Below are 24,031 nucleotides of genomic sequence, written 5' to 3'. Positions count from 1 at the left end.
TCAAGGATGGGTTCACACAACTTGCGGAGGCCATAAAGGCACCATCGGTAACATATACGTTCTTACAGGTGTGTACTTGGTTGTTGCCATTTACAACGGAAGTCTTTGGGTCACGGCCCATACGTGCGGTACCCATTTCGTGGATACCCAGACCCAGTGCACCAGGGTTATCAAAGGGCTCAACATCCCTTAATCCTGCTTGGGTAAGCATCTCCACAGCTTGCTCCTTCATATCTTCCCGCATCTTCCATTCATTTTCATGGAATTCGGCATCAAAGGTCACTGTAGGTAGGCCCCACTGGTCCAGCTTATCATAATCCAGTGTCATTCTGTTGTCTTCGTAGGGCAGTACCTCTCCGAATCCACCCATTCCAAATGTCCAGCCCCCTGGTTTAAGCATAGCGTCTTTGTATTCCTTGCCAAAGGACAATTCCGCTACGGCTTCTTCCCAATTTCCTCTTCCTGCACCACCTTGGTAACCATAGCCTCGGATAAAGTCCTTTCTATTGGAGTCCCCACCAAGGTTTCTAAATCTCGGAATATAGATACCATTGGGTTTTCTTCCTTTATAGTATTTATCTTCAAATCCATCAAACTTGCCGGAAGCTCCCACTCCTAAATGGTGGTCCATAATATTTCTTCCCAATTGGTCAGAATCATTTCCTAATCCATTGGGGAACCTATCTGATTTGGATTGCATCAAAATGGAGGTGGAAGCCATTGAAGAGGCACAAAGGAATATTACCTTGGCCTTAAATTCAAATTCTTCTTTGGTTTCCCTATCGATTACCTTAACTCCAGTAGCTTTTTTGGTATTTGGGTCATAAATCACCTCGTGAACAATGGAATCAGGTCTTAGGGTTAAGTTTCCTGTTCTTTCCGCCGTTGGCAAGGTAGAGGAGACGCTACTAAAATATCCTCCAAAAGGACAACCTCTAATACAACGGTTCCTGAACTGACAACGTACTCGGCCATCACCTTCAAACTTTTTATCACTGTTAATGTGTGCTGTACGTCCAGCAGTTACCACACGACCGTCAAAATTCTCGGCAACTTTTTCACGAAAATGCTGTTCTACACAGTTTAAATCCATCATAGGTTCAAATATGCCGTCAGGAAGTTGTGGAAGCCCCAAGTTCTCACCAGAAACACCGATGTAACTTTCAACTTTATCGTACCATGGTGCAATGTCTTTGTAACGTACCGGCCAATCCACGGCGATACCGTCATTTTTATTGGCTTCAAAATCTATATCACTCCAACGGTAGCTTTGGCGCCCCCACATAATGGAACGTCCTCCAACATGATAACCCCGCATCCAATCGAAACGTTTGGTCTCGTTGTATGGGTGTTCCAAATCGTTCACAAACCAATGTTTGGAAGCGGCATTGACCGTATAACCCGTTCTGGATTGTTTTTCTTGTTTCTTTTTATCCTCTCTTGTTTGTTGTCCTCCATTGGGGAAGTCCCATGGATCCATATTGGCTGTTGGATAATCTTCTCGGTGCTTTACCATGGGCCCTCGTTCCAATATCAAGGTCTTTAGACCGTTTTCGCACAACTCTTTGGCGGCCCAGCCACCACTGATTCCAGTTCCTACAACAATAGCATCGTAGGATTCCTGTTCCTCGTTGTAATAAAATTTGCTCATTAGTTTAGTTATTGAAGGCGTAATATATTAATTTCAAATGTGTTTTTAAAGGCCAATAGCCGTATAATCATAGCTATGTGGATAATTTTACGTTCATGTTGATTGATTTTGGTATTTTAATCCTAATTATGATAGGCCAGAACTTTAATTGTAAGTTTGATTATCTTCAGGATGAATTATTTTGGGGCGTAAAAAATTATGATGGCTTAATAGAACAGATTATTAAGAGGCACGTCAATTTTCAGGTACCCAAATACGAATAACAACCAAAAAACAATGAAAAATCTTTTTTTGCCACTAGCCATTTGTATGTTTTTGGCCAATATATCCTGTCAAAAGGAAAATAAAGTAAATCCCCCCAAACCATTTGGTCCTCTACCATCTTCAGAACAGTTAGCTTGGTATGAAATGGAAATGAATGCTTTCATACATTTTACTATCAATACATTTACGGATAAGGAATGGGGGTTTGGAGATGAATCCCCTGAACTTTTTAACCCTACCTCTTTTGATGCCGACCAATGGATGGAAACTTTGGAGCAAGCTGGGTTCAAAGGCGTTATCTTAACTGCTAAACATCATGATGGGTTCGCCCTATGGCCTTCGGCGTATACGGAGCATTCCATAAAGAACAGTCCGTTCCAATCCGGAAATGGAGATATTGTAAAATCAGTTTCCGAATCAGCCACGGAACATGGACTTAAGTTCGGAGTCTATCTTTCTCCTTGGGATAGGAACCGTTCCGATTATGGTGAGCCGTCTTATGTGGAGTATTATCGAAACCAGTTAAGGGAATTGTTCACAGGATACGGACCCATTTTTGAAATGTGGTTCGATGGCGCAAATGGGGGAGATGGTTATTATGGTGGTTCAAATGAAAAAAGGACTATTGACAGAAGGAATTATTATGACTGGCCGACCACTTTGAAAATGGTTGATTCGATGCAGCCAAAAGTATTGTTTTTTAGCGATGCAGGTCCCGATTTAAGATGGGTGGGCAATGAACGTGGCATTGGAGGTAAAACCCATTGGAACACCATTACTCCGGATACGTTGTTTGCGGGGAAATCAGGAATTGAAAACTTGTTGCAACATGGCACTCCCGGTGGTACTCATTGGATTCCTGCCGAAGTCAATGTTTCCATAAGACCGGGATGGTTCTATCATAAAGCAGAGGATAGTTTGGTTCGAACCCCAGAAAATCTTTTTCAACGATACCTTACCTCCGTAGGTAGAGGTTCTACCTTGCTTCTAAATATTCCTCCGGATACTCGGGGACTCTTTCATGAAAATGATGTGAAAGCCTTGAAGGGCTTTAGAAAGATTTTGGATAGTGTTTTCCAATACGATATGGCCAAATCATCAACAGTAATGGCCAGTACTTATAGAGGGGACGACTTTAGATTTTCCCCCATAAATCTTATAGATGAAAATGATGAAACCTATTGGACCACCGACGACGGAGTAACTTCAGCATCTTTTGAAATTGAGTTGGATACGGAACGAAAGTTGAATTACCTTCTACTTCAAGAATACATACAGCTTGGACAACGAGTGGCAGCATTTGATATATATACATGGCAAAATAATCAATGGAAAAAGTTGGGCAGTGAAACAACCATTGGCTACAAACGAATTGTACCCTTGAATGGAATCAAAACATCCAAGATTAAAATTGAAATTAGCGAAGCTCTTGCATGTCCTTTAATTTCGAATGTAGGCCTATATTAGTTTTACGGAAATCAGTTATTTGCAAACTATTTCGATATCCGCAATTGTTGAAACTTGCTTCTCTCAATCTTGAGCCGTTGCTTTTTGGACATCCCACGATTTATGGACAACCCATTCTATGCAATTCAAAGAAACTGCTTGTAGTTCCTTTTTTTTCAACAAATAAAATTTTAGTACTACGAGCAGGACAGTATAGAACGGATTAATTACAATTTCACCGTATCTTAACCTTTTGGATAATTGAGATAGAATTTTACGGGATTCCTTTGGGTTCTAAAGGGCTTGTCTTAAATTTAAAAACATCTAATCGGTACTGTATTTTTGCAAAAGGATTGTCCCGACCAGTTGCCAACTAGCAATCAATTTTAGGATTTTGAAGGACCTACAGGTTCTTTCCCTAGCATTAAAATTAAAACAATTTAACCCATATAAGATCAACTAAACAAACTAACATGAAATTAAAAACGATACTCTATTTATTTCTAATTGCAATAGAGATAAGTACTTTACATGCTCAAACAGAAGTGATTACTGGAGAAGACGTTGCGGTTACCGATACTGAATCGGGAAAAGTCCGTGGGTTTATCCAAAACGGAATTTACACATATAAAGGAATTCCATATGCTACAGCAGAACGTTTTATGCCAGCCAAAAAAGTGGAACCTTGGAAAGGAGTTAGAAGTTCTACCATGTATGGTCCCGTAGCACCTCTAATGACTCCGACCACCCAAGTTCAAGACGAACCTGAATTTGTTTTTGATCATGATTGGGGCTATACCAATGAGGACTGTCTTCGGATCAATGTTTGGACCCCAAGTATTGATGACGACAAAAAAAGGCCCGTACTTTTTTGGATTCATGGTGGTGGTTATACCGCTGGTTCCAGCCAGGAACTGCCATCCTACCACGGAGAAAATTTAAGTATTAAAGGTGATGTTGTCGTGGTTTCTATCAACCATAGATTAAATATTCTTGGATTTTTAGACCTATCAGCTTATGGCGATAAATATAAGGAGAGCGCCAACAATAGTATGTTGGATATTGTTGCTGCATTGGATTGGGTTAAAACCAATATTTCCAATTTTGGAGGAGACCCCAACAACGTTACCATTTTCGGTCAGTCTGGCGGAGGCGCCAAGGTCAACACGCTAATGGCGATGCCAAGAGCTAAAGGATTGTTTCATAAAGCCATCAACCAAAGTGGTTCATTTAGAGGTAGATTGACCAAAAAAGAGGTTTCTCAGGAGATTACCGCTGAGGTATTGAATCAACTTTCCCTATCTCCAAATCAGGTAGATAGTCTTCAAACCATTCCATTTGATAAACTAAGTGCAGCAGGCACAGCAGCTCTAGGTATAGTGGAAAAGAAAATGAGAGAAGAAGGAAATGCACCTGTTGGTTTTGGCCTAAACTGGGGGCCGAGTTTGGACGGTATTGTACTTCCACACGATTTGATGTCTGATGAAGCATTCGAACTATCAAAGAATATACCCCTAATGTTGGGAAGCACGAAAAATGAATTTACGCCATTTATGAACGGACGCTTTTTTAAAGCATCGGAAGAGGTAGTGATGTCTCATATAAAAGAGACATATAAGGAGAAGGCAGATGATTATATAGCCGCCGTACAAAAGGCATACCCAAAGGACACAAAACCATCCGATCTATTGGACATAGATGCCACCTTTAGACCAGGAGCGGTCTTTCAAGCCAATGCAAAGTCACAATTGAAGAATGGAGCACCAGTTTACATGTATTTGTTTACATGGCAATCTCCAGTTTTTGATGGGAAATATAAAGCACTCCATTGTATGGAACTTCCTTTTGTTTTTGATAATATAGAGCGTGCCAGGCAAATGACAGGTGGAGGGCAAGAAGCCCATTTGCTAGCAGACAAGATGAGCGGTGCGTGGATCAATTTTGCCAAGACGGGTAATCCAAATCACGATGGATTACCACAATGGCCACAATATAACCCAAAGAATACATCAACCATGTTTTTTGACAACTCCTGTGAAGTAAAACCACAGCACGACAAAGAATTCTTGGCTTTGATGGCCAATATGTAAAAGCTAAGGATATTACATAAAAATCCACCTTGACAACATTGTACAGGGTGGATTTTTATTTTTATAGATTCCTGGAAGAATTTTAAGGCCTTACTTTTTTATATGCCAAGGAACCTGTGGTGAGTGAGTCGTTACTTATTTTAAAGTCTCTGGATAAAACTCCGAGATTACTGTTGAAGTTCCCTTTTTCATTTCGGAATATTTTGCCTTTTAAAACTCCCCAATTAAAAATGTAGTGGCCACCTTCTTTGTAAATTTTGATGGTAGGCCAGTTTTCAGTGTTTTTGTAGGTGCCTATTATCTTATCGTTTCCACTGTTGGTTACTAAAATTTCTGAATCATCAGGATATTGGATGTCATTCTCTCTTTTAAAGCTTTTATCAAATGAAGTTTTCTCAATATTTAAAATACTGTCCGCAGGCTGTTCATTGATTATGTTGTAGGCATAATTTGCCATTAAGTGTGGTAGCAGATACGCTCTGTTATCATTGGAGAACGCAATTACCCCTACATTTTTATCGGGCATGAATGAAATATGGAAACTAATGCCTGCTAATCCTCCAAAGCGAGTCAAAATGCTATTATTCTGATATTCTGCAATGTCCCATCCCAAGCTGTAACCAGATCGTTGATACGTATAATATTTCTTGTCCTGTGTTGCGGTTGAGGTATGGAGCTCCTCCCATGAATCATTATTTAATAATACATTATTCTGATTAATATTTGTCGCTAACCATTTTGACATATCATTTATGGTTGAAATGATTCCTCCAGAAGCGTGCATTGTGATATCTGATTTGTAAAAATCTTTCTCAACGATTCCTCTTTCTTTGTTGACGGTTAATGATGGCCGAATGTTCTTAAAATCAAAATTACTGACATGGGCACTGGTATTTTTCATTTGTAAAGGCGAGAAGATGCGCTCCTCCATAAGTGTTTTCCAGTTCTTTCCTGTCACCTTTTCTGCAACCATTCCAGCAACAATCGGTCCTACGTTTGAATACCGATACCTACCGGAGGGGTCAAATAGAAAATCGGTGTTCAAATCGTTGATCAATTCTTCATTACCTCCGCTATACCCTAAAAATGCGGTTTTCCAGGTCATAGAGGTACTGAATGTACCGTGGGTATGGTTTAAAAGATTTTTGATAGTGATGTTCTTGGCATCAATACTATCATTGAAATTAAGTTCGGGAAGATATTGATCAAGAGAATTGTCCAAATCCAATACGCTGTCCTGATCCAATATTTTAAGCAATGTTCCAGTAAAAGATTTTGTACTGGATGCGATATAAATAGGAGTATCATTATCCAAAGAGGATCTTTTACCATCTAAAATTTCTCGATTCAACGCAAATGAATATGCCAATCCATTTTCATCGACCACGGCAAAGATGAAATCCCCGTACATCTCCTTTTCAAGGTAAATGTCTTTTACCTTATTTTGAAACTGTGTCGAAAACTCTGGGTATTCTTTCCTGAAATTGCTCGTGTTTTCCGGCGTTGTGTCTTTGCTTGTTCCACAAGAATAAGTGATAAGTAATAGTGTCAATAAGAATAACAGTCTCATAAATTGATTAGTTTTTTGATGTAAGGAGTTTGACGAGTAAACTCCATGATGGGTTACACTTTTGCTTTTACTCCTTATGTCATCTAGGATGAACCGATTATTAAATTTCCTCGAACAGGATTTCTTTGGGTTTGCGCACTTTTTGCCTGAATTGTGTGTGGTCTTCCGTTGACCGATATCCCACTGGAGCAATTATCGCTGCATTCAACCCATTTTGGTCAAGTCCTAAAATTTGGTTGAATTTTTCAGGTTCAAAGCCCTCCATGGGGCAAGAATCTATTTTTAGTTCGGCACAAGCGACCAACAGATTTGAAAGCGCCAAATAAGTCTGTTTTTCGGACCAGTTTTGCCATTCTTCAATAGGTTTTGCGGATAAACTTTGTTTAATAAAATCCCCATATCCTTCCAATTTTTCCAGTGGAGTATTTTGTGTTTCGGAGGTTGCTCGAATATATTCGTCAATATGCTCGTTTTTTCTTTCCGTATAATTGCAAAACACAAAAATATGTGAAGCATCGGTCAATTGGGATTGGTTCCAAGCGGCCTCTTTTAATTGAAGCTTCAGCTCATCGTTTGTAATGATCAACACCTTGTACAATTGCAATCCATAGGAGGACACCGATAATTGTACGGCCTCTTTTAATATCTCAATATCCTTTTGTTCAATTTTTTTTGAGGCATCAAATTTTTTGGTAGCATATCGCCATTTCAAATTTTCCAATAGTTTCATTATCGTTGTTTTTAGATTTGTTCAATTTTTATTGATCAATACAATGCCAACCATCATGGTAAGTAACCCTAATAATTTTTTTGTAACCATGGGTTCCTGTGGTAAGCCAAACCACCCATAATGTCCTGCCACTGCCGAAAAAATTAGTTGACCGAAGAGTCCCAGGGAAATCATGGTGGATATGCCCAGTTTGGGAATGGTATAGTAATACAAACCTATTCCGATTACACTGAACAATGCTCCCGTAAACCATAAATGTTTGGGAATGGTGAGCAAATATGAGGTCTTGGGGATGTCTTTTACACCTATAATCACTGCTAGCAAGGCAAAAACCATACTAAAAAAGAAGGCGGTGAGCGAAGCCAACAGTGGATTTTTGAGCTGAATCCCGAGTTGAGCGTTCAGGCCTCCCTGCATGGCCAAAAACACGCCCCCTATAAATGCCAATATAATATTGATGTACTGGTTCATGACCTCACTTTTTTTTGATGTCACAAAACTAGCAGGAAGCTCTATGGGAAATCTTAAGATAGATTAAGAAACTAGAAATTATGTGGACCTAATTTTGATTCCAGATTATGTTCCCCAATCTGCTTTCTTAACCAAAGTCAATGAATAGCATAGTGCGACAAAATAGCTTTGCTTGATGATGAAAAATCAGAATAATAGAATTAAAAAACAGAGCATTCCACGAATAGCACACCTATTTGTATTACTCCTATGTATGTGCCCCATAATTGGTGTTGGTCAAATCACTGACGAATCAAAAAATCAAATTGATGCTTTGTTCAACGATTGGGATTTGGGAAACCATCCTGGAGGGGTAGTCGGCGTTGCAAAAGCAGATGAGGTTATTTATTCGAATTCTTTTGGTAATGCGAGTTTGGAATATCAAGTTCCGAACACTACCGAAACTTTGTTCAATATTGGGTCTATATCAAAACAATTTACAGCGATGGGCATTATACTTCTTGAGAAACGAGGATTGTTGTCCATAGATGACCCTGTTCAAAGGTACTTCCCAGAGTTTCCGATTTTTAATAAATCCATCACCATAAAACATTTGTTACAACATACGAGTGGTTTAAGGGATTTTCACGATTTGATGGCCCTTGCCGGTTGGCGAGGTGATGATTACAGGACTAATGAAGATGTTTTACGATTGCTTCAAAAGCAAACAGACTTAAATTTTGAACCCGGTGAACAATTTATGTATTCCAATACGGGATATGTTGTGTTGGCCGAAATCATTGAAAAAGTGACAGGTGAGGGTTTCAAAACATGGATGCAAAATAATGTTTTTGAGCCATTGCAAATGCAAAACACCTATGTGGAGGACAATTATCAGCGTATTGTCCCCAGTAGGGCCACATCGTACTATCACAGTCACGATAAGGTGTTTGAAATGGCCCAAGGGTATTGGGCATATACTGGCGCGGGGAATATGTATTCCACCGTGGAGGATTTGTTGAAATGGTCCAATAATTTTTATAATTCCTCAAAAGAATGGGAGGGAGCATTTGAAATGCTTCAAACTTTGGGGCAGTTAAGCAATGGCACTCCAATTAATTATGGTTATGGGATATATGTGGATGAAAAGTTCGAAAAAAAACGTATTCAGCATGCGGGAGTAGTTGGGGGCTATCGAACCTTCCTCAGTATCTATCCCGAAGAGGAATTGAGCATTGTTGTATTGACCAATTTTTCGAACGCACCATTTGGGGAAAAGGCAGACGATATTGCCGGAATCTTATTTTCCAAAACTAGAAAAAAGAACAATCCATTTTCTAACTCCAATGTAGTGGAGAAGAAAAAAAATCAACCAAGTCAGTCATTGGATTTAACGGATTACACGGGTACATTTTATAGCCCTGAAATTGACACTCATTATACATTTTACCTAAAGAGTGATACCTTAAAATGTTCCCATGCCAGATATGGTGAACTTAAAATGGAAGTGGTTGGCCTTGATATGTTCAAAAGTTCTTGGCCTTTGGGAAACATCAAAATGTCACGTAATAAAAAAGGAGAAATAATCGGTCTCCACATATCCACGGGAAGGGTAAAAAACCTGTGGTTCAAAAAAATAAATTCATCATCAATCAATTAATATCATGAGAACAATAGTATTTTATGTAATGATTTGCTTGTTCGGTCTTTCGGTCGGATTTGCCCAAACCGACACAATTTCCTTCGACAATGTCAATGTAATTCCAATGTATGAGAACACCCTTCTCCACAATCAAAGGGTGGTTGTTGCCAATGGCAAAATACTTCGAGTTGAAGACATGTCGAACACATCAAAATATTCCTCGGCCAAGCGCATTGATGGCACAGGGAAATATCTGATTCCGGGATTGCACGAGATGCATTACCATTGGCGAAACAAACAAGGTGGAATTCAACGAGATTTGAAATTACTCATCGCCAACGGGGTAACAACAGTGCGTAATATGGCGGAATACGATTGGCAGGATCATGTTGCGATAAGGGATAGTATAGGCAAAGGACAATTGATGGCCCCCAACTACTATACCTCCGGACCTTATTTGCAATCTGGGGATTTAAAAACCAGTGCAGATGTGGAAAGGGTCATAAAACAGCACCACAAAAAGGGTTATGACTTTATAAAGATTGCTGATAATCTGCCCAAGGATATCTATCTGGAAGTTTTGCAAAAGGCGGCTCAATACAAAATCCCAGTAATGGGTCATGCCCAACGGGAGATGGATCTGGAGTTTTCACTTCGGATGAAATCTATAGAACACATAGAGGAGTTTGTGTATTTGTTCAGTGATGAGCAGAGAAAGGATAGTCTGTTCCTGAAAAAGACCGTGCAACAAATTAAAAACAGCGGAATTACCATTGCACCGACTTTGGTGGTTTTTGATATGATCGTAAAGTGTTTGGATGATAATTTCTTTGAGAAACTTAAAGAAAAAGAAGCCGCAACATATATGTTGAAAGGAGATTATGGGTATTGGGCATCCGATGAGAATCCTTATCGACAAAGTTTAAAGGGAAAGGTAATCAACGGAATGGATGCCTTGCCTTTGCTGGAAAGTTACTTTGAATGGATGAAAAATTTTACCAAAATATTAGCAGATGCCGATGTACCTATAATGACAGGAAGCGATACTTTTGGGTTTGTAGTTCCGGGATTTTCCTTGCACGAAGAATTTCAATTTCTTCAAGAAGCAGGCTTATCTCCATACGATATACTTAGGGCAAGTACGTTGACACCGGCCCGTTATTTGGGTGAAATGGCTATGGAAGGAACTGTTTCCGAAGGAAAAAATGCCAATATGGTCCTGTTGAACAAAAACCCATTGGAAGATATTAAAAACACCAAGGCCATTGAAGGTGTATTATTGAAAGGGGAGTGGTTGGATAGGAATCAATTGAATGGGCTTCTCAAGGAAGTGGAATCTTTAAACCAATAATTGAGACATTAAATAGAACAGTTAAAGAACAATATGAAAAATAATCCTTGTAAATAATCAGGGAATATTCCCTTTCAAACAAATTTTCATCCTTTTGGGACTAACCAACTTCCTTATTACTAAGAAACTTTGTATATCGCAGTTTGGATAGAAAACAACATTAGAATCAATTATATAACACATGCCACATTTTGTATTGGACTGTTCCAACACGGTCATTAAATCACAATCACCAGAATCTATAATGCAATTGGTCTACGATACCGCTGAATCCACAGGTTTGTTCGACCCACAGGATATTAAGGTGAGAATCAATCCCTTTGAACACTATATGGTCGGGAATGGAAAGGATGACTTTATCCACATCTTTGGAAACATCATGGAAGGAAGAACTACCGAACAAAAGGCCAATTTATCAAAACAAATTGTTTCGGAACTCAAAGGCATGTTCCCCGAAGTTCCCATCATCTCTATCAACATCAGGGATTTTGAGAAAGCTACCTACTGCAACAAAACAATGGTTTAAAATGCATATAATATTAAAAAAAATAGGCCTATTGGCGTTTGGGGCGGTATTGTTCACGAACATAAGTAATGCGCAAAACAAGGCGGCAGCGAATGTGGTGGGGTTCAATCACCTCTTAGTTTCTGAAGTTTTGGGGGAAGAGCGGGAAGTGCAAATATATCTACCTGAAGGCTATAAAGAATCAGAAAAAGAATATCCGGTAGTTTATGTGCTCGATGGTCAACGTTTCTTTTTGCACGTAGTCAGTTTAAGTCAATCGTTCCAGCAATTTCAGCTTGCGCCCGAGTTTATCATTGTGGGAATCAAGAATTCGTACCCTGATAGGTTTCAACATTTCGGAGAAGGAAAGGAAAACTTTGAAGGCTTCTTAAAAGATGAATTGATGGCTTATGTAAACCAAAACTTTAGGACCAATGGTGAAAACTTGCTATTTGGTTGGGAATATGGAGGAAGCTTTGCTTTTCACATGATGAAGGACCAACCTACACTTTTTAATGCCTATTTGGTTGCCAGTCCATTCCCCATTTTTGATGCTATTGATGATTTGGACACTTCTGCCCGCATGGATACACAACTGTATTTTGCGGTAAGCCCCGATGAATATGATGTACGGCACAGTACCGAAAAGTTGAAAGATAAACTGAAATCAAACTCCATTGAAGGTCTTGAATGGAAATATTTTGAGTTTGAACTGGAAGAACACCGCTCCACGGGGTATCCAACCTTGTATCATGGCCTTCGGGACTATTTTAAATATTATCAGGAGTTTGAAACGAACAACTTACAAAAATTTATCAATGCGGGGGGCATGGAGTATGCCTTGAATCATGCTCAGGAACGAGCCAAGCGCTATGGATTTGAGCCAGATCTCTCCCTATGGTCACGTTTTACCATTATTCGTAGTGCCATGCGAGCCGATGATTTTGATCAGTTTGAAACACTGTTGAATGCCCTGGACAAAAATGCTTTTATACAAGAGCTGATAGAGAATAGGGATTATGCCGTGTCCCAATTTGCTGCATTTTATGAAAAGAACAATAGGTTTCAGGAAGCCGTTGAATTGTATGATCTTTTGTTGAAAAAGTATCCGGATTCGGAAAGGCTATTGATCAAAAAGCGGAGCGCACAATCAAAACATTATTAGCTGATTAAAGAATATAGGTGAAGGATGTAAATAAAGGCAAAAAGGCATTTAACAAGAGCTATGCCCTTACATTGTTACAAAATAGTGGTGACACCGAGCTATACAAAAAAGCCGTGGAAGAAGTAAGTCAATAAAAAAGTAACAGGAAAGACCATATGAAACTAAAATGCACAGTGATCATTGTGACCTTGTTTGGTAGTTTGTTCTCGACAGAAGCCCAGCAAAACAGTTTTACATTTTCAAAATCATTGGTTTTTGCCCAACAAGAGGTGTTTCATTCAGAGATTTTGGAAGAGGATAGGACCATTAATATTTTCCTGCCGGAAAGTTTCCATGAGTCCTCTGAAAAACATACTTACCCGGTATTGCTCCTTTTGGAGGATGAGTTTTTTTTGATGACCTCAGGGGTTGTCAAGCACTTAAGTTCTGTAGAACGAATGCCCGAGACTATTGTAGTAAGCTTGGTGGATGGACCTATAATTCCCAAACTTTATACCAATGGCAGTGATTTCTGGCCCAAGGACTGGAAACAATTACCGTTTGGAAAAAATCCAGACCCATTCACTGCTCATCTAAAACAAGAACTCTTTCCTTACTTGAAGAAAAATTTTAGGGCAAACGACTTTAATATGGTCATGGGGCTTTCGGGAACAGCCATGTATACTTTGCATGCCTTTGCCAAGGAGCCGAATTTATTTGATGCCCATATTGCCATTGCTGCAGGGGATATCCTTGGAATGGGATATAAGGAAGGGGAAAGTTTAATCGATTATGTGATAAATGATTTTGAAAACGGGACGAACAAAACAGGTTATTTATATGTGACCTCAGCGGATTCTGATGGTAATGGCAATTCTCCAATGATAAAGGCCAATTTGGAAGAATTTGAAAAACGACTCTCCGCGTATCGCTCTGAAGATTTTCATTTTATTTCAAAAATATTTCCAAACGAAGGGCACTATGATGTGGCCTTACCTGCATTGGAGGAGGCACTTGGACTCATTTTTCCAAAGGAAAAGTGGTTTGCAAAGTATAGGGATATCATAAATGGGCCGGCTAGTGCCATGAAGAATATCGATAATCATTTTCAAAAACTTTCGGAGGAATATGGGTTTGAAATATTACCAAAAACAGAGCGCTGGAACAGCACGAACAGTTTAAGTCGCATTGGTGCCATTTTACTCAAGGAGGGAAGAACCTTAGAGGCTATAGAAGTTATGGACCGTTGGGTGGCATATCGCCCAAACTCAATAGATGCCCTAAACGAACTTGCCGCTGCATATAAGGCCAATAGGGATTTTGAAAAAGCTGCTTCTGTAATGGAAAAAGTGGAAAAGCTGTCGAGCAAGGTCAATGTTGGATTCAAAGTTCATAAAGATTCCCTAAACCATGTATTGGAACAATACTATAAATTAAACCTTAAGGTTTTCCAACAAAACTCGACTCCTGAAGACATAGACAACATCTTTGAACTCTTCACGGACGATTTTACCTATGTGCATCCCAAATATGGAGGGGTGTATACCAGGGAAGACTTATATAATGGTTACATGCGCAACCAGAAAAATGGAGGTTATGATGGGAGTGTGATAGACATTAAAGTGGAAAACAAAATTGTTGGTCTGAATGCCATCGCTGTCAGTAAACGTTTTATCAAAAGGGAAGAGGGTAAAATTGTGGAAGGCGATCCTCAAATGGCCCTTTTTGAATTTAAGGATGGAAAAATCTTTAAGATTTATGAGTATTGGTAGTTCCTAAATGAAATAATTAATAACCAAACTGAAAAATCAAATCAATTAAAAGAATGTACTGTATGAGAGCTCTTTTATCGTTTTTATGTATTGTAATGGGAGTTTACTCCCTTCAATCACAACAGCAAACTGATTCGATAACCCAGGAATTGAAAAGGATACAGGAAAGCAGCAATCTTGTAGGCTTCGCCGTAGCTATTGTCAATAAAGATAGTATTGTTTACTCCAAAGGCTTTGGCTATTCGAACAAAGAGCAACAGAAACCCTATACAACAAAAACGGTCCAACCTATTGCGTCCATTTCCAAGACGTTGCTCGGAGTGGCCTTAATGAAAGCGCAGGAAATGGGTTTATTGGATTTAGATGACCCCATCAATGATCATTTACCCTTTACCATACAGAACCCATTTTATCCAAATGAGCCAATAACCATTCGTCAACTTGCTAGCCATACCTCCAGTATCCTTGATACGGAGCATTATGAGAAGATTTACATTTTTAATGATAAAATTCCGCCCTTCTATGAAAACTTGCCCCAAAAACTCAAACAGGAGGTACAAAAAGAGGTAAATCTATTGAATGGAAACGAAATGATGCCTGCACCCCAATTTATTAAAAACCAATATTGTACGGATGGAAAATGGTATGCGTCAAATAGCTTTTCAAACACGATTCCAGGATCTTCGTATAAGTACAGTAATATGGGAGCAAATATTGCGGCTTATATTATTGCACAGGCCAGTGGTATGGAATACACCGATTTTTTACAAGAGCATATTCTAAATCCGCTCCAAATGGATAATTCAGGTTGGGCATCCAAGGCCCACCAAATGGAAAATGTTTCTACATTATATTGGTACGGTTACCCCATTCCAACATATGAATTCATTACATATGGTGATGGCGGATTCATGACCAATATAGAGGACTTCAGTCAATATTTGATGGCGGTGATGAAGGGCTACAATGGGGAGAATAATATTTTAAAGGCATCCAGCTACAAGGAAATGCTATCTCAACCGGCCTCAAAAGAATTCAAAAAGAATGTTTTTTGGACTATTGATGATGAAAAAGTCGGGCATAGTGGAAATGATCCGGGTATTATTTCCCATGCATATTTTCTTAGAGAAGGAAGTCATGGTATTATTGTATTTGTTAATACTTCAGAAGTCGAAAACGATATGATATCGGTAAGGGATATCTACCGCACACTGCTTAAACATATATAATAGCCCTAACGAATCCTTTTAAACCCTACTTAAATATTTGATGGAAGAATCATTGGAAGTCAACTTTAGGACCAAAATCAAATAAGCATTGGTAAGGATGTATGCTTTTTCGACCCATAAAATCCCTTAAATCAACAAATCCCTTTTGACTTTCATATTGAACAGTACTGTAATTTCATCACAATACCCATTCATTCGTTGTAGATTTTCTATAGCAGTTTTTGGTAATTTTTGTCTGGCGGATTCCCAGCTTATCTTATCGGCCCATTGGGCATAGGCTATATAACTGCTCGCCTCATTTTTATGAAGACGGGAGCCAAGCCCTCCGGCATGTTTTATAAACGACTCTGTTGCGAGCTGCCATGTTTTCTCAAAGTCTTTTTCACGACCAGGGATAACATCAAACTGATATATTACTGCATACATATTTGACATATTTTATTCTTTTTATTAATCCCAGGAGTTGTTTGTTGAGATGGCATGCTTGCCTGCTCCACTATAGAAAAAAGCAATACCGGCTACAATATAAATAAACAATAAATCCAGAGACCAACCTCCAAACGGGTTCAAGGTAAGCATGTTTTGAGTTTGGGCCATAAGTACGGCCAATAAACAATTAAATGACAAAATAAGCCCTGCCAAACGGGTTCTGAAACCTATGAGGAGCATCAAGGGAGCGATTATTTCACCTACAAATACGCCATTGGCCAAAAACAAGGGTAAACCATAGGTTTCCAATAGGCTGCCTATAAATCCTGCACCGTTCTTGATCTTATCTATTCCATAAATGAGCATGGTAAAAGGAATGGCGATTCTGAATAAAAAAATAGCAGTGTTTTTGTTTCTTTTCATGTTGTAACTATTTGATGTTAAAAATTATACTTTAAAAAAATGCCTGTGTTCGTCAATGTTTTTCGAGCATTATTGAATTGATCAAGATTTATGGCAAGCCCGGTAGTGAATTGTTTTTTCTGCACACCGATTTTAAGTTGTTGGAGTCCTCTTGCATAGCCACTGTTATTAATGTTACCCGTAACAAGAAGATTTATGTAACCCTGATGATCGTTTCCAAAAGAGGGCAAATAACTGGCGATAATAGATTGTTCAAATGAAAATCCATCTTGATACGTACTACCGGCCGAATAGATAAAGTTGAATTGGTGCGATTGGGTAGTAAAGGATAAAGACATGGTTCCAAAAGCACCGGGGTTTTTAATTCCTATGGCCGTGTTGGCTCTTATGTTTTTAGTAAGAGCATAGGAAATAGTATTTCTTATGAAATAAAGGTTGTTGAAATCGTTTCCGTATTCGGTATCAAAAAGGGTCAAATTGTCCACCGAAAGTTTTGGATTGATCGAATATTTGACCAAATGTTTGTAGGTCAACGATCGGTTGCCAAATACCACATCCGGGGCGAAACTTAATTCTTGACCAATAACCCAGCTTGAAACGAACAAATAAACTAAAGTGAATAAAGATGTGTTTCTCTTCATTGTTATAGATTTTACCGTGGCAAACCTAGGAGCAAACAAATGGGGAATAATTAAGGTATCTTAAGAAAGAAACTGGGAGATACCCTTCAAAATCAAAAAGGGTATCATTTTCCAATCTTATTGAAAACATATACCCTTTGAAAGCAATAAAATGGGTGATATTATATTAATGCAACGACAAGGAATAACTCTCCAAAACCCCATGTGTTGTAAATCCCATTTTGGTATAAATCCGCTCCCCAGCCTGTGAGGCGACCAGATACACTTTACTACTTTGATTTTTAATTGCTTGATGTATCAAAAATCGGGTCATCTTTTTTCCGAGTCCCAAACCCCTATAACCAGCTTTGGTACCGATCATATGAATTCCGGAAACACCATTTTTATCCAAATACACCATACCACAACTTGGAAAAGCATTTTCATGTTTGCCCAAGACGAGGGTAAAGGATGGTTTGTTGATCAATGCACTTATGGTTGAAGCGCTAACCGTATAACCAAAAGATTCCGTGGCTGCTTGGGCAAACAGTTCCGCTTCAAGTCGTGAACTTACCCTTATAAACTCAGATGCATCAATAGGATCAAAATGGACTTCAGAAGTATCCAGCGCCATTGCTTTTACTTGGGACGTAGGACAAAAACCGTTGCGTTCCAGTTCGTTTTTGATCACATTGTCTTCAAAAATGGCTATGGAGTTTGGTAACTCTTGTGAACGAATTCTCTTCTGCAATTCAGATAATTCCAATTCACTAATATTTAAGTTAAATATTTTATTGGGCCAAGAGTTATGTTGTGGATTCGTTAAGGAGAATCCATTTTCCGCTTTTAAGAATCCTCCATGCCTTCCAATTTGTTCCCAGAACTCGAATAAATGTTCAACGATTTTCTTGTTCATATCTTCTATTTTATAAAAAACCTTTGTTTTTATATTGATTCACAGTTTTGTTTATGAACACCTCAATTTCTCTTTGTGTTCTATAACTCCCTATCGGTTGTTCTTTATAGTTAAGAAGGGAATTGACCAATTGTTTCAACAACTGCTCCTCTTTTGATTTATTTGGGGTGTTTGTACGGGTGTCAAAACTTTGATAAAAGTCACCCAAGGAAAACTGACCTACGAGTTCACCGCCCCATCGCTGAACCAATTTTGCCATTATCTCCAGATGAGAACTACCTCCGGTTCTTCCAGGTGAAGTACTCAATAGCAAAATGGGTTTGTCGCCAAAAAAGCGCTGGTCTATTCTGGAAAGCCAATCGATATGGTTTTTTAAAAAAGCGGAGGGAAGTCCATTATGCTCTGGAGATGCCAAAATAAATCCATCTGCCGAAGTAAAGGTTTGAAAAAGCTCCTTGGTCGGAACAGGAATACCTTTTTCTTCAATTTCGGGACTGTACATTGGTAGGTCGTATCCTTTAAGGTCAAGCGGTACTATACCGTTGTTCGGGAATTCTTTTACTATATAGTCAATCAATCTTTGGTTGATCGAGTTAGGACTGTTACTCCCTGTAAAAGCTACTATTCTTTTCATAATGCACTGATTTGTGTGTCAGTGCAAACCTATTACGGTAAAGAATCATTAATCTTAAGGTGTATTAAGAAATGGATTTATTTTATCTTTTTTCGGAGGGCACTTAAAAATTCAGGGGTAATCCCCAAATAGGAAGCAATCATATATTGTGGAACACGTTGTTCAATGCTTCTATATTTTGATCGGAATTCCAAATAACGCTCTTCGGCCGATTTGCTCATGGAATTTATGGTGCGGTCTTGCAGGGCAACATAGGCATTTTCAAACTTTAATCTGTAGAATCGTTCAATAGCAGGAACTTTTTCGTAAAGTTCATTAAGGGTGTCCCGGTGAATTTGAAGTACAGTTGAAGGTTCCAAGGCTTGTACAAATTGTTTGGCCGGAGTGCAGGTCAGATAGCTGTATAGATCGTTCACCCACCAACCTTCAATACCAAATTGTACGATATGTTCTTTGGCCTCTTCATCCATATGGTAAGCTCGCAAACATCCTTCGGCAATAAACCGCATGTGATTGGAAACTTCCCCGGCAAAAAGTAAAACTTCTTTCTTTTTGAGATGAATTTCAGAATAGCTATCACACACGATGGATTCCTCCTCGTGGGTTAGTTTAATAGTTTCTTTTAAATGAGATAAGAGTTTATCTTTTGCATCCAAAATCTAGAGATTGATTTAGAAAATTAATAAAAGTTGATTAATGAAGGCTTTTTGGAACAAGTGAATTTTTATTTTATTCAGGTTTGTTTTGATTTTTAAACAGTTATTAACCAAAGTCAATGAAAGGGAAAGTGCTTCAATCTAATTTTACCTAAATTTTGAAATACGAGAAAGGATTATGAATCTTAGGCTAGCATTTTTGGTATCGGGTATTGGTTACCTTTTGATATTTATTTCGGGGTTCTATGCAAATTTTGCTATATTGGAAACCATGGTAGTTCCCTCAAATGGCGAGATGACCGTTGCTAATTTTTTGAAAGACCGTTCAGAATTAGGTTGGGGTGTTTTAGGGTTTTTGGCCATGCTTTTTTTTGATATAATTCTGGTATTCTCCCTCTTTTTTGTGACTAAAAAAGTTAGCCAAAAATTATCTTTCGTAGCTTCTGGTTTTCGATTGCTTCATGCCATTTGCTTCGGAATTGCATTGATGTGTTTGGTTGAGGTTTATCGAATAACTGGTTATTCAGTAGGATTAAATATGCAAAGCTTGCAAAATTTGGTCATGTCTTTATTGCAAAGGTTTGACGAAATTTGGAATATGGGACTATTGTTTTTTGGGGCTCATTTGGCGTTTTTGGGCTATTTGTCCATTAAATCAGATTTAATCCCCAAAGGCTTAGGTTATATGCTGCTCCTGGCTGCTATTGGATATTTGATGAGTTGCTCTGCAAAGCTGGTTATGCCTAATTACAATGATTATGAACAAGGCCTCGAATTGTTGGTCGTTCTCTTCGGGATTACAGGGGAGTTGTCGTTTACTGTTTGGTTATTGATGAAAGGATTAAAAAAAGTGCAATAAAGTACCGATTACAAGTTACCGTTGTGCGATTCGTTTTCGAATGCGGCTTAATGACTCTGGTTTGACGCCCAAATAGCTTGCCAAATAGTATTGTGGTACCCGTTGTAGTAAGTCTGGCCGGTTTTTCATAAAATCAAGGTATCTTTTTTCCGGACTGGAAATCATGAACTGGGCCAATTTATCTTGATAAGCTCCAAGTTCTTCCTCTACGGAAACTCTGCAAATAGACTCAAATTCAGCTACCCTCTCAAAAAGTTCCTGTTCTTTGTCTCGAGATAGAATGGCCAGTCTACAATTTTCTATGCATTCCAAATAATGATTTGAAGGTACTTTGAGATTGTAGCTTTGTAGGGAGGAAATGGCATCTTTTTCTACATAAAATTCGGTAGTTTTTTCTTCTCCATCAACCAAATAATACTTCCTCACCAGCCCTTGTATGTTAAAGTAGGACTCGTTGGAGACCTGTCCTTCACGCAACAAAATATGACCTTTTTCAAAGGTTTTGATGGGAATACATTCTGTAACCGCTTTGGCCTCTTCTTCATTAAGTTCCAAAGCTCCTTCCAGAAGTTGTACAATTTCACTTTTCAATATAAAGGTCTTTTATGATTGCAAAATTAACTTTTTCCTTCACTTCCGTTTTTGAAGGCTTTATCATATCCCATCTGATTTTCTCTTCAAAATGAACTCTTTTGATGCAAAAGAATATTTTTTAAAACAAAAATAGGGCAGGCCTTTTTTGAAGTAGACCTACCCATTTTGATTATTTAGTGGTTCATTTTTTTTATAGAACACACCTCTTAAAATGAAGACTTTGGTTACCTCTTCATAAATTCTTATTAGACCAACTTCATTTTAATAGGATCCCAATTCATGATTTTTTTATCAAAATAACTGGTATTACAGGCCAGGGCCGGAGCTGCTGCCCTAAAACCGAATTCAGCATCCTCTACCACCTCTTTTCCAGAGCGAATGGCATCAAAGAAATTGGTAAAATGATCCAAGTGGTCGCTATAGCCCTCGGGAGCTTTATAAATAACATCGCCTTTAGGATGTCTTTTTTGTTGTACTTCGGTCCATTTGGCATTGTAATCAGCGGCCATACGGTTTTGCATTTCTTTTGGGAAGGTAAATACCGAATCATATCCTCCAAAACCTGGAGCTTCGGGCATTTTACTGTACCCAACAGTGATGTCGTTTCCGTTTATAGTGATAGTTCCTTCTGAGCCAATTAACTGGATAATTTCCTGACCTCCTGTGCCACTGATAAAATTAACCCGTAGGTTTAATTGAAAAGCTGGGTGCTCTTCACTTTTTGGGTATTGCATTACCCCTGACATTACATCGGGCATGTTTCTACCATCGTTCCAATAACTAAATTGCCCCGTACTGTAAATATTTTCTGGCCCTTTTGAATTGGTAATAAAATGGGTTCCGCTCAATAAGTGAATATAGAGGTCACCAGCCACACCTGTACCGAACTCTTTAAACGCTCGCCACCAAAAGAATTTTTTGGCATCAAACTCCATTTTGTCCGTTACCTCAATAAATGTATCCCAATCAGTTGTTTCTGCACTTGCATCATCAGGAATGGTATATTCCCATGAGCCAATTGAACTTTGGCGGTCCCACGCGGCCTGAACCATATTGATTTCCCCGATTTCTCCAGCGGCCAAAAGCTCCTTGGCCTTGGCATAGCCAACGCTACTTACCCTTTGACTACCTATCTGAACTACTTTGCCCGATTTTTCGGCGGCTTTCATCATCGGGTAGCCCTCATCTATTTTATGCATCATGGGTTTTTCCAAGTACACGTGCTTGCCTTTGGCAAGGGCATCTAAGGTGATTTGGGAGTGCCAAACATCAGTGGTGCAAATCAGGACGGCATCAATATCGTCCCTGTCTAAAAGGTCTTTATAGCTTCTGGTTACGAATAGGTCTTTACCATACTGTTCTTGTGCATTGACCAACCTGCCGGAATAGAGGTCGCAAATACCAGCGAGTTCAACTCCTGGTACTCGCAGGGCAGTGTTCAGGTCAAAATGCCCCTGTACACCATATCCAACTACACCGATTCTTATTGTATCGTTATTGGAGAAGTTCTTGTCATATCTCAATATTCGCTCCTCCGCTTTTTCTTGAGAGGCAAAAGATGCAAATGGAGTGGCAGCAGAAGCCAAAGTAGTGGCTCCGATTTGGCGTAAAAACTTTCTTCTTTTGTTTAAGCTATTTTTCTTCATTGGTTTTTTGAGTTTTAATATGTTTAGTTGACGGAATAACTAATAAAGGCCAATTTTTTACTATCGGGACTCCAGGAAGGCACATTGATGGTACCTTGACCGCCGAAGAAAACGGGGGTAATGTCCTTTATATCCTTGGTCTCGACATCCATTAGCCTCAATTTAACTTGTTTGCCGAATAAATGGTTTTGTTTTTGGTCTGATGTGTAGGCGATGTATACGATCCATTTCCCGTCAGGGGAGGGGTGAGCGAACCAATTGGAGTTTGTATCAAAAGTCAACTGCTCCTGTTTTCTACCATTGGTCAACATACGCCAGATTTGCATATGCCCCGATTTATAAGAGTTGTAATAAATATATTTTCCATCGGGTGAATATTCTGGTCCATCGTCCAAGCCTTCTGCTGTGGTCAATCTTTTTTCTTTTCCGCCATTTACACTGATGGTGTACACATCATAATTTCCGTTTCGCTCGGCACAATAAGCCAATCTTTTTCCATCTGGTGACCAACCGTGCCAATACGAAGGCACTTTTGAAGTAACCTTTCTTGGCTTTCCACCATTAATGGGCAAAACATAAATAGCCGATTTATATGATTTTGATGAGGGGTCGGCCATATCGTTATGGCTGATGGCCAACCATTTGTTATCTGCTGAAATACCGTGGTCATTGTTGCATTGGTCTGCAAAGTCGGTATTCAATAGCGCTAAATCCTTTGTTTTTAAATCCAAGGTATATAGCTTGCCCCCACTGTTCACGATAAGATAATTGTCCGGGTGCCAGTTTGGGGCTTCAAAATGTTCGTTGATGGTTAGTACGGTCTCAATGCTTCCTGTTTCAATATCTACGGTTTGGATATAACTGGTGGTATCGATTTTATTTTCTGGAGGATGTTTGTAAAAATGTAAGGACTGTCCAACAAGCTTCCATTCATTGTCAATTTTCTCCAATAACCGGAATTCAGAGGATAGGCTTTCTTTACCATCAGTATTTACGGAAACCTCGTCGTGGTTTACCCATGCAAGATTGCCTTCAATTTTCATTTTATGGTTCGAATGAAAAGCGAATCCTCCATTCCCTATCATACTGGAAGGAGGATTTATAATTGTTTCGACCGGGATATCAATCGTGCGTCCATCAACCATGGAAGCCATAAATTTACCATAAGGTCGTTCTTCCCAACATTCAGCATGGCCTTCTTTATCTCCCATCCGCCAGGTAAGACCTTCTTTTTCCAATAATTTAATGATAGCAAGGGAATCTTGCTGTTGGGAATACATGGATATGCCGAATAGAGCCATACAGAAAAACAGGAAAAACCTTTGAAATAGGTTCTGTTTAGGAACCAAAAAGTATTCCTGATAATGAAAAAAAATCTTCATGATGAGGTTGTTTAGCTTTGGTGTGCGC

At 39.0% G+C, this 24,031-nt stretch carries 22 protein-coding genes; 9 read left to right on the top strand and 13 right to left on the bottom strand.

What is annotated here, in order from left to right:
- Nucleotides 1-1,651 (bottom strand): GMC oxidoreductase (locus ACQQ5U_RS05165; protein WP_437395883.1); only part of this gene is annotated, 1,651 nt, incomplete at its 3' end.
- 276 nt (nt 1,652-1,927) lie between these two features.
- Between ACQQ5U_RS05165 and ACQQ5U_RS05160 the strand changes: the two genes are divergently transcribed.
- Together ACQQ5U_RS05160 and ACQQ5U_RS05155 are read left to right on the top strand one after the other, a co-directional pair.
- On the top strand, nt 1,928-3,382 hold the full coding sequence (locus ACQQ5U_RS05160) for an alpha-L-fucosidase (RefSeq protein WP_437395882.1): 1,455 nt from the start codon (nt 1,928-1,930) through the stop codon (nt 3,380-3,382).
- 452 nt (nt 3,383-3,834) lie between these two features.
- Nucleotides 3,835-5,451: a carboxylesterase/lipase family protein gene (locus tag ACQQ5U_RS05155; RefSeq protein WP_437395881.1), complete on the top strand. Its 1,617-nt coding sequence runs from the start codon at nt 3,835-3,837 to the stop codon at nt 5,449-5,451.
- Between the two features lie 82 nt (nt 5,452-5,533).
- Here ACQQ5U_RS05155 and ACQQ5U_RS05150 read toward each other — a convergent pair whose 3' ends face one another.
- The 3 genes from ACQQ5U_RS05150 to ACQQ5U_RS05140 form a co-directional block, all read right to left on the bottom strand.
- Nucleotides 5,534-7,021: a serine hydrolase domain-containing protein gene (locus ACQQ5U_RS05150; protein WP_437395880.1), complete on the bottom strand. Its 1,488-nt coding sequence runs from the start codon at nt 7,019-7,021 to the stop codon at nt 5,534-5,536.
- Between the two features lie 100 nt (nt 7,022-7,121).
- A complete protein-coding gene (locus tag ACQQ5U_RS05145) occupies nt 7,122-7,751 on the bottom strand; it encodes an NAD(P)H-dependent oxidoreductase (RefSeq protein ID WP_437395879.1) in 630 nt (209 codons plus the stop codon).
- A 21-nt stretch (nt 7,752-7,772) separates the two neighbouring features.
- Nucleotides 7,773-8,222, bottom strand: coding sequence for a DMT family transporter (locus ACQQ5U_RS05140; RefSeq protein WP_437395878.1), 450 nt, complete (start codon nt 8,220-8,222; stop codon nt 7,773-7,775).
- A 175-nt stretch (nt 8,223-8,397) separates the two neighbouring features.
- On the opposite strand from ACQQ5U_RS05140, the gene ACQQ5U_RS05135 reads away from it, so the two are divergent.
- The 6 genes from ACQQ5U_RS05135 (at nt 8,398) to ACQQ5U_RS05110 (ending at nt 15,844) form a co-directional block, all read left to right on the top strand.
- On the top strand, nt 8,398-9,861 hold the full coding sequence (locus tag ACQQ5U_RS05135; RefSeq protein ID WP_437395877.1) for a serine hydrolase domain-containing protein: 1,464 nt from the start codon (nt 8,398-8,400) through the stop codon (nt 9,859-9,861).
- A gap of 4 nt (nt 9,862-9,865) precedes the next feature.
- The gene (locus ACQQ5U_RS05130; protein ID WP_437395876.1) at nt 9,866-11,194 is read left to right on the top strand and encodes an amidohydrolase family protein; all 1,329 of its coding nucleotides are present in this window, start codon (nt 9,866-9,868) and stop codon (nt 11,192-11,194) included.
- Nucleotides 11,195-11,375: 181 nt separating this feature from the next.
- Nucleotides 11,376-11,720 carry a 5-carboxymethyl-2-hydroxymuconate Delta-isomerase gene (locus ACQQ5U_RS05125; protein ID WP_437395875.1) on the top strand — a complete coding sequence of 115 codons (345 nt, stop codon included), beginning with the start codon at nt 11,376-11,378 and terminating at the stop codon, nt 11,718-11,720.
- A gap of 1 nt (nt 11,721) precedes the next feature.
- Nucleotides 11,722-12,864, top strand: coding sequence for an alpha/beta hydrolase (locus ACQQ5U_RS05120; RefSeq protein WP_437395874.1), 1,143 nt, complete (start codon nt 11,722-11,724; stop codon nt 12,862-12,864).
- 155 nt (nt 12,865-13,019) lie between these two features.
- Nucleotides 13,020-14,615, top strand: coding sequence for an alpha/beta hydrolase-fold protein (locus ACQQ5U_RS05115; RefSeq protein WP_437395873.1), 1,596 nt, complete (start codon nt 13,020-13,022; stop codon nt 14,613-14,615).
- A 62-nt stretch (nt 14,616-14,677) separates the two neighbouring features.
- Nucleotides 14,678-15,844 carry a serine hydrolase domain-containing protein gene (locus ACQQ5U_RS05110; protein WP_437395872.1) on the top strand — a complete coding sequence of 389 codons (1,167 nt, stop codon included), beginning with the start codon at nt 14,678-14,680 and terminating at the stop codon, nt 15,842-15,844.
- A 126-nt stretch (nt 15,845-15,970) separates the two neighbouring features.
- On the opposite strand, the gene ACQQ5U_RS05105 is transcribed toward ACQQ5U_RS05110, so the two are convergent.
- From ACQQ5U_RS05105 to ACQQ5U_RS05080, 6 genes are all read right to left on the bottom strand, one after another.
- Nucleotides 15,971-16,270, bottom strand: a complete 300-nt coding sequence (locus tag ACQQ5U_RS05105; RefSeq protein ID WP_437395871.1) for an antibiotic biosynthesis monooxygenase family protein — start codon at nt 16,268-16,270, stop codon at nt 15,971-15,973.
- Between the two features lie 24 nt (nt 16,271-16,294).
- Complete coding sequence (locus tag ACQQ5U_RS05100) at nt 16,295-16,696, bottom strand: DoxX family protein (protein WP_437395870.1); 402 nt, start codon at nt 16,694-16,696, stop codon at nt 16,295-16,297.
- A 17-nt stretch (nt 16,697-16,713) separates the two neighbouring features.
- Nucleotides 16,714-17,337, bottom strand: a complete 624-nt coding sequence (locus ACQQ5U_RS05095; protein WP_437395869.1) for a hypothetical protein — start codon at nt 17,335-17,337, stop codon at nt 16,714-16,716.
- Nucleotides 17,338-17,503: 166 nt separating this feature from the next.
- The gene (locus ACQQ5U_RS05090) at nt 17,504-18,232 is read right to left on the bottom strand and encodes a GNAT family N-acetyltransferase (RefSeq protein WP_437395868.1); all 729 of its coding nucleotides are present in this window, start codon (nt 18,230-18,232) and stop codon (nt 17,504-17,506) included.
- A 10-nt stretch (nt 18,233-18,242) separates the two neighbouring features.
- Entirely contained in the window at nt 18,243-18,866 is a 624-nt protein-coding gene (locus tag ACQQ5U_RS05085) for an NADPH-dependent FMN reductase (RefSeq protein WP_437395867.1), read from the bottom strand.
- A 77-nt stretch (nt 18,867-18,943) separates the two neighbouring features.
- Complete coding sequence (locus tag ACQQ5U_RS05080; RefSeq protein WP_437395866.1) at nt 18,944-19,522, bottom strand: Crp/Fnr family transcriptional regulator; 579 nt, start codon at nt 19,520-19,522, stop codon at nt 18,944-18,946.
- A 178-nt stretch (nt 19,523-19,700) separates the two neighbouring features.
- On the opposite strand from ACQQ5U_RS05080, the gene ACQQ5U_RS05075 reads away from it, so the two are divergent.
- Nucleotides 19,701-20,381, top strand: a complete 681-nt coding sequence (locus tag ACQQ5U_RS05075; protein WP_437395865.1) for a DUF4386 domain-containing protein — start codon at nt 19,701-19,703, stop codon at nt 20,379-20,381.
- 15 nt (nt 20,382-20,396) lie between these two features.
- On the opposite strand, the gene ACQQ5U_RS05070 is transcribed toward ACQQ5U_RS05075, so the two are convergent.
- The 3 genes from ACQQ5U_RS05070 to ACQQ5U_RS05060 all read right to left on the bottom strand — a co-directional run bounded on the left by ACQQ5U_RS05070 (nt 20,397) and on the right by ACQQ5U_RS05060 (nt 24,003).
- Entirely contained in the window at nt 20,397-20,972 is a 576-nt protein-coding gene (locus ACQQ5U_RS05070; protein ID WP_437395864.1) for a Crp/Fnr family transcriptional regulator, read from the bottom strand.
- Between the two features lie 248 nt (nt 20,973-21,220).
- Nucleotides 21,221-22,621 carry a Gfo/Idh/MocA family protein gene (locus tag ACQQ5U_RS05065; protein ID WP_437395863.1) on the bottom strand — a complete coding sequence of 467 codons (1,401 nt, stop codon included), beginning with the start codon at nt 22,619-22,621 and terminating at the stop codon, nt 21,221-21,223.
- 23 nt (nt 22,622-22,644) lie between these two features.
- Nucleotides 22,645-24,003, bottom strand: coding sequence for a TolB family protein (locus ACQQ5U_RS05060; protein ID WP_437395862.1), 1,359 nt, complete (start codon nt 24,001-24,003; stop codon nt 22,645-22,647).
- Between the last annotated feature and the right edge of the window lie 28 nt (nt 24,004-24,031).

The organism is Flagellimonas lutimaris (genome assembly GCF_051494225.1).
Lineage (GTDB): Bacteria > Bacteroidota > Bacteroidia > Flavobacteriales > Flavobacteriaceae > Flagellimonas > Flagellimonas lutimaris_A.
This window is presented reverse-complemented; position numbering and strand designations above follow the sequence as displayed.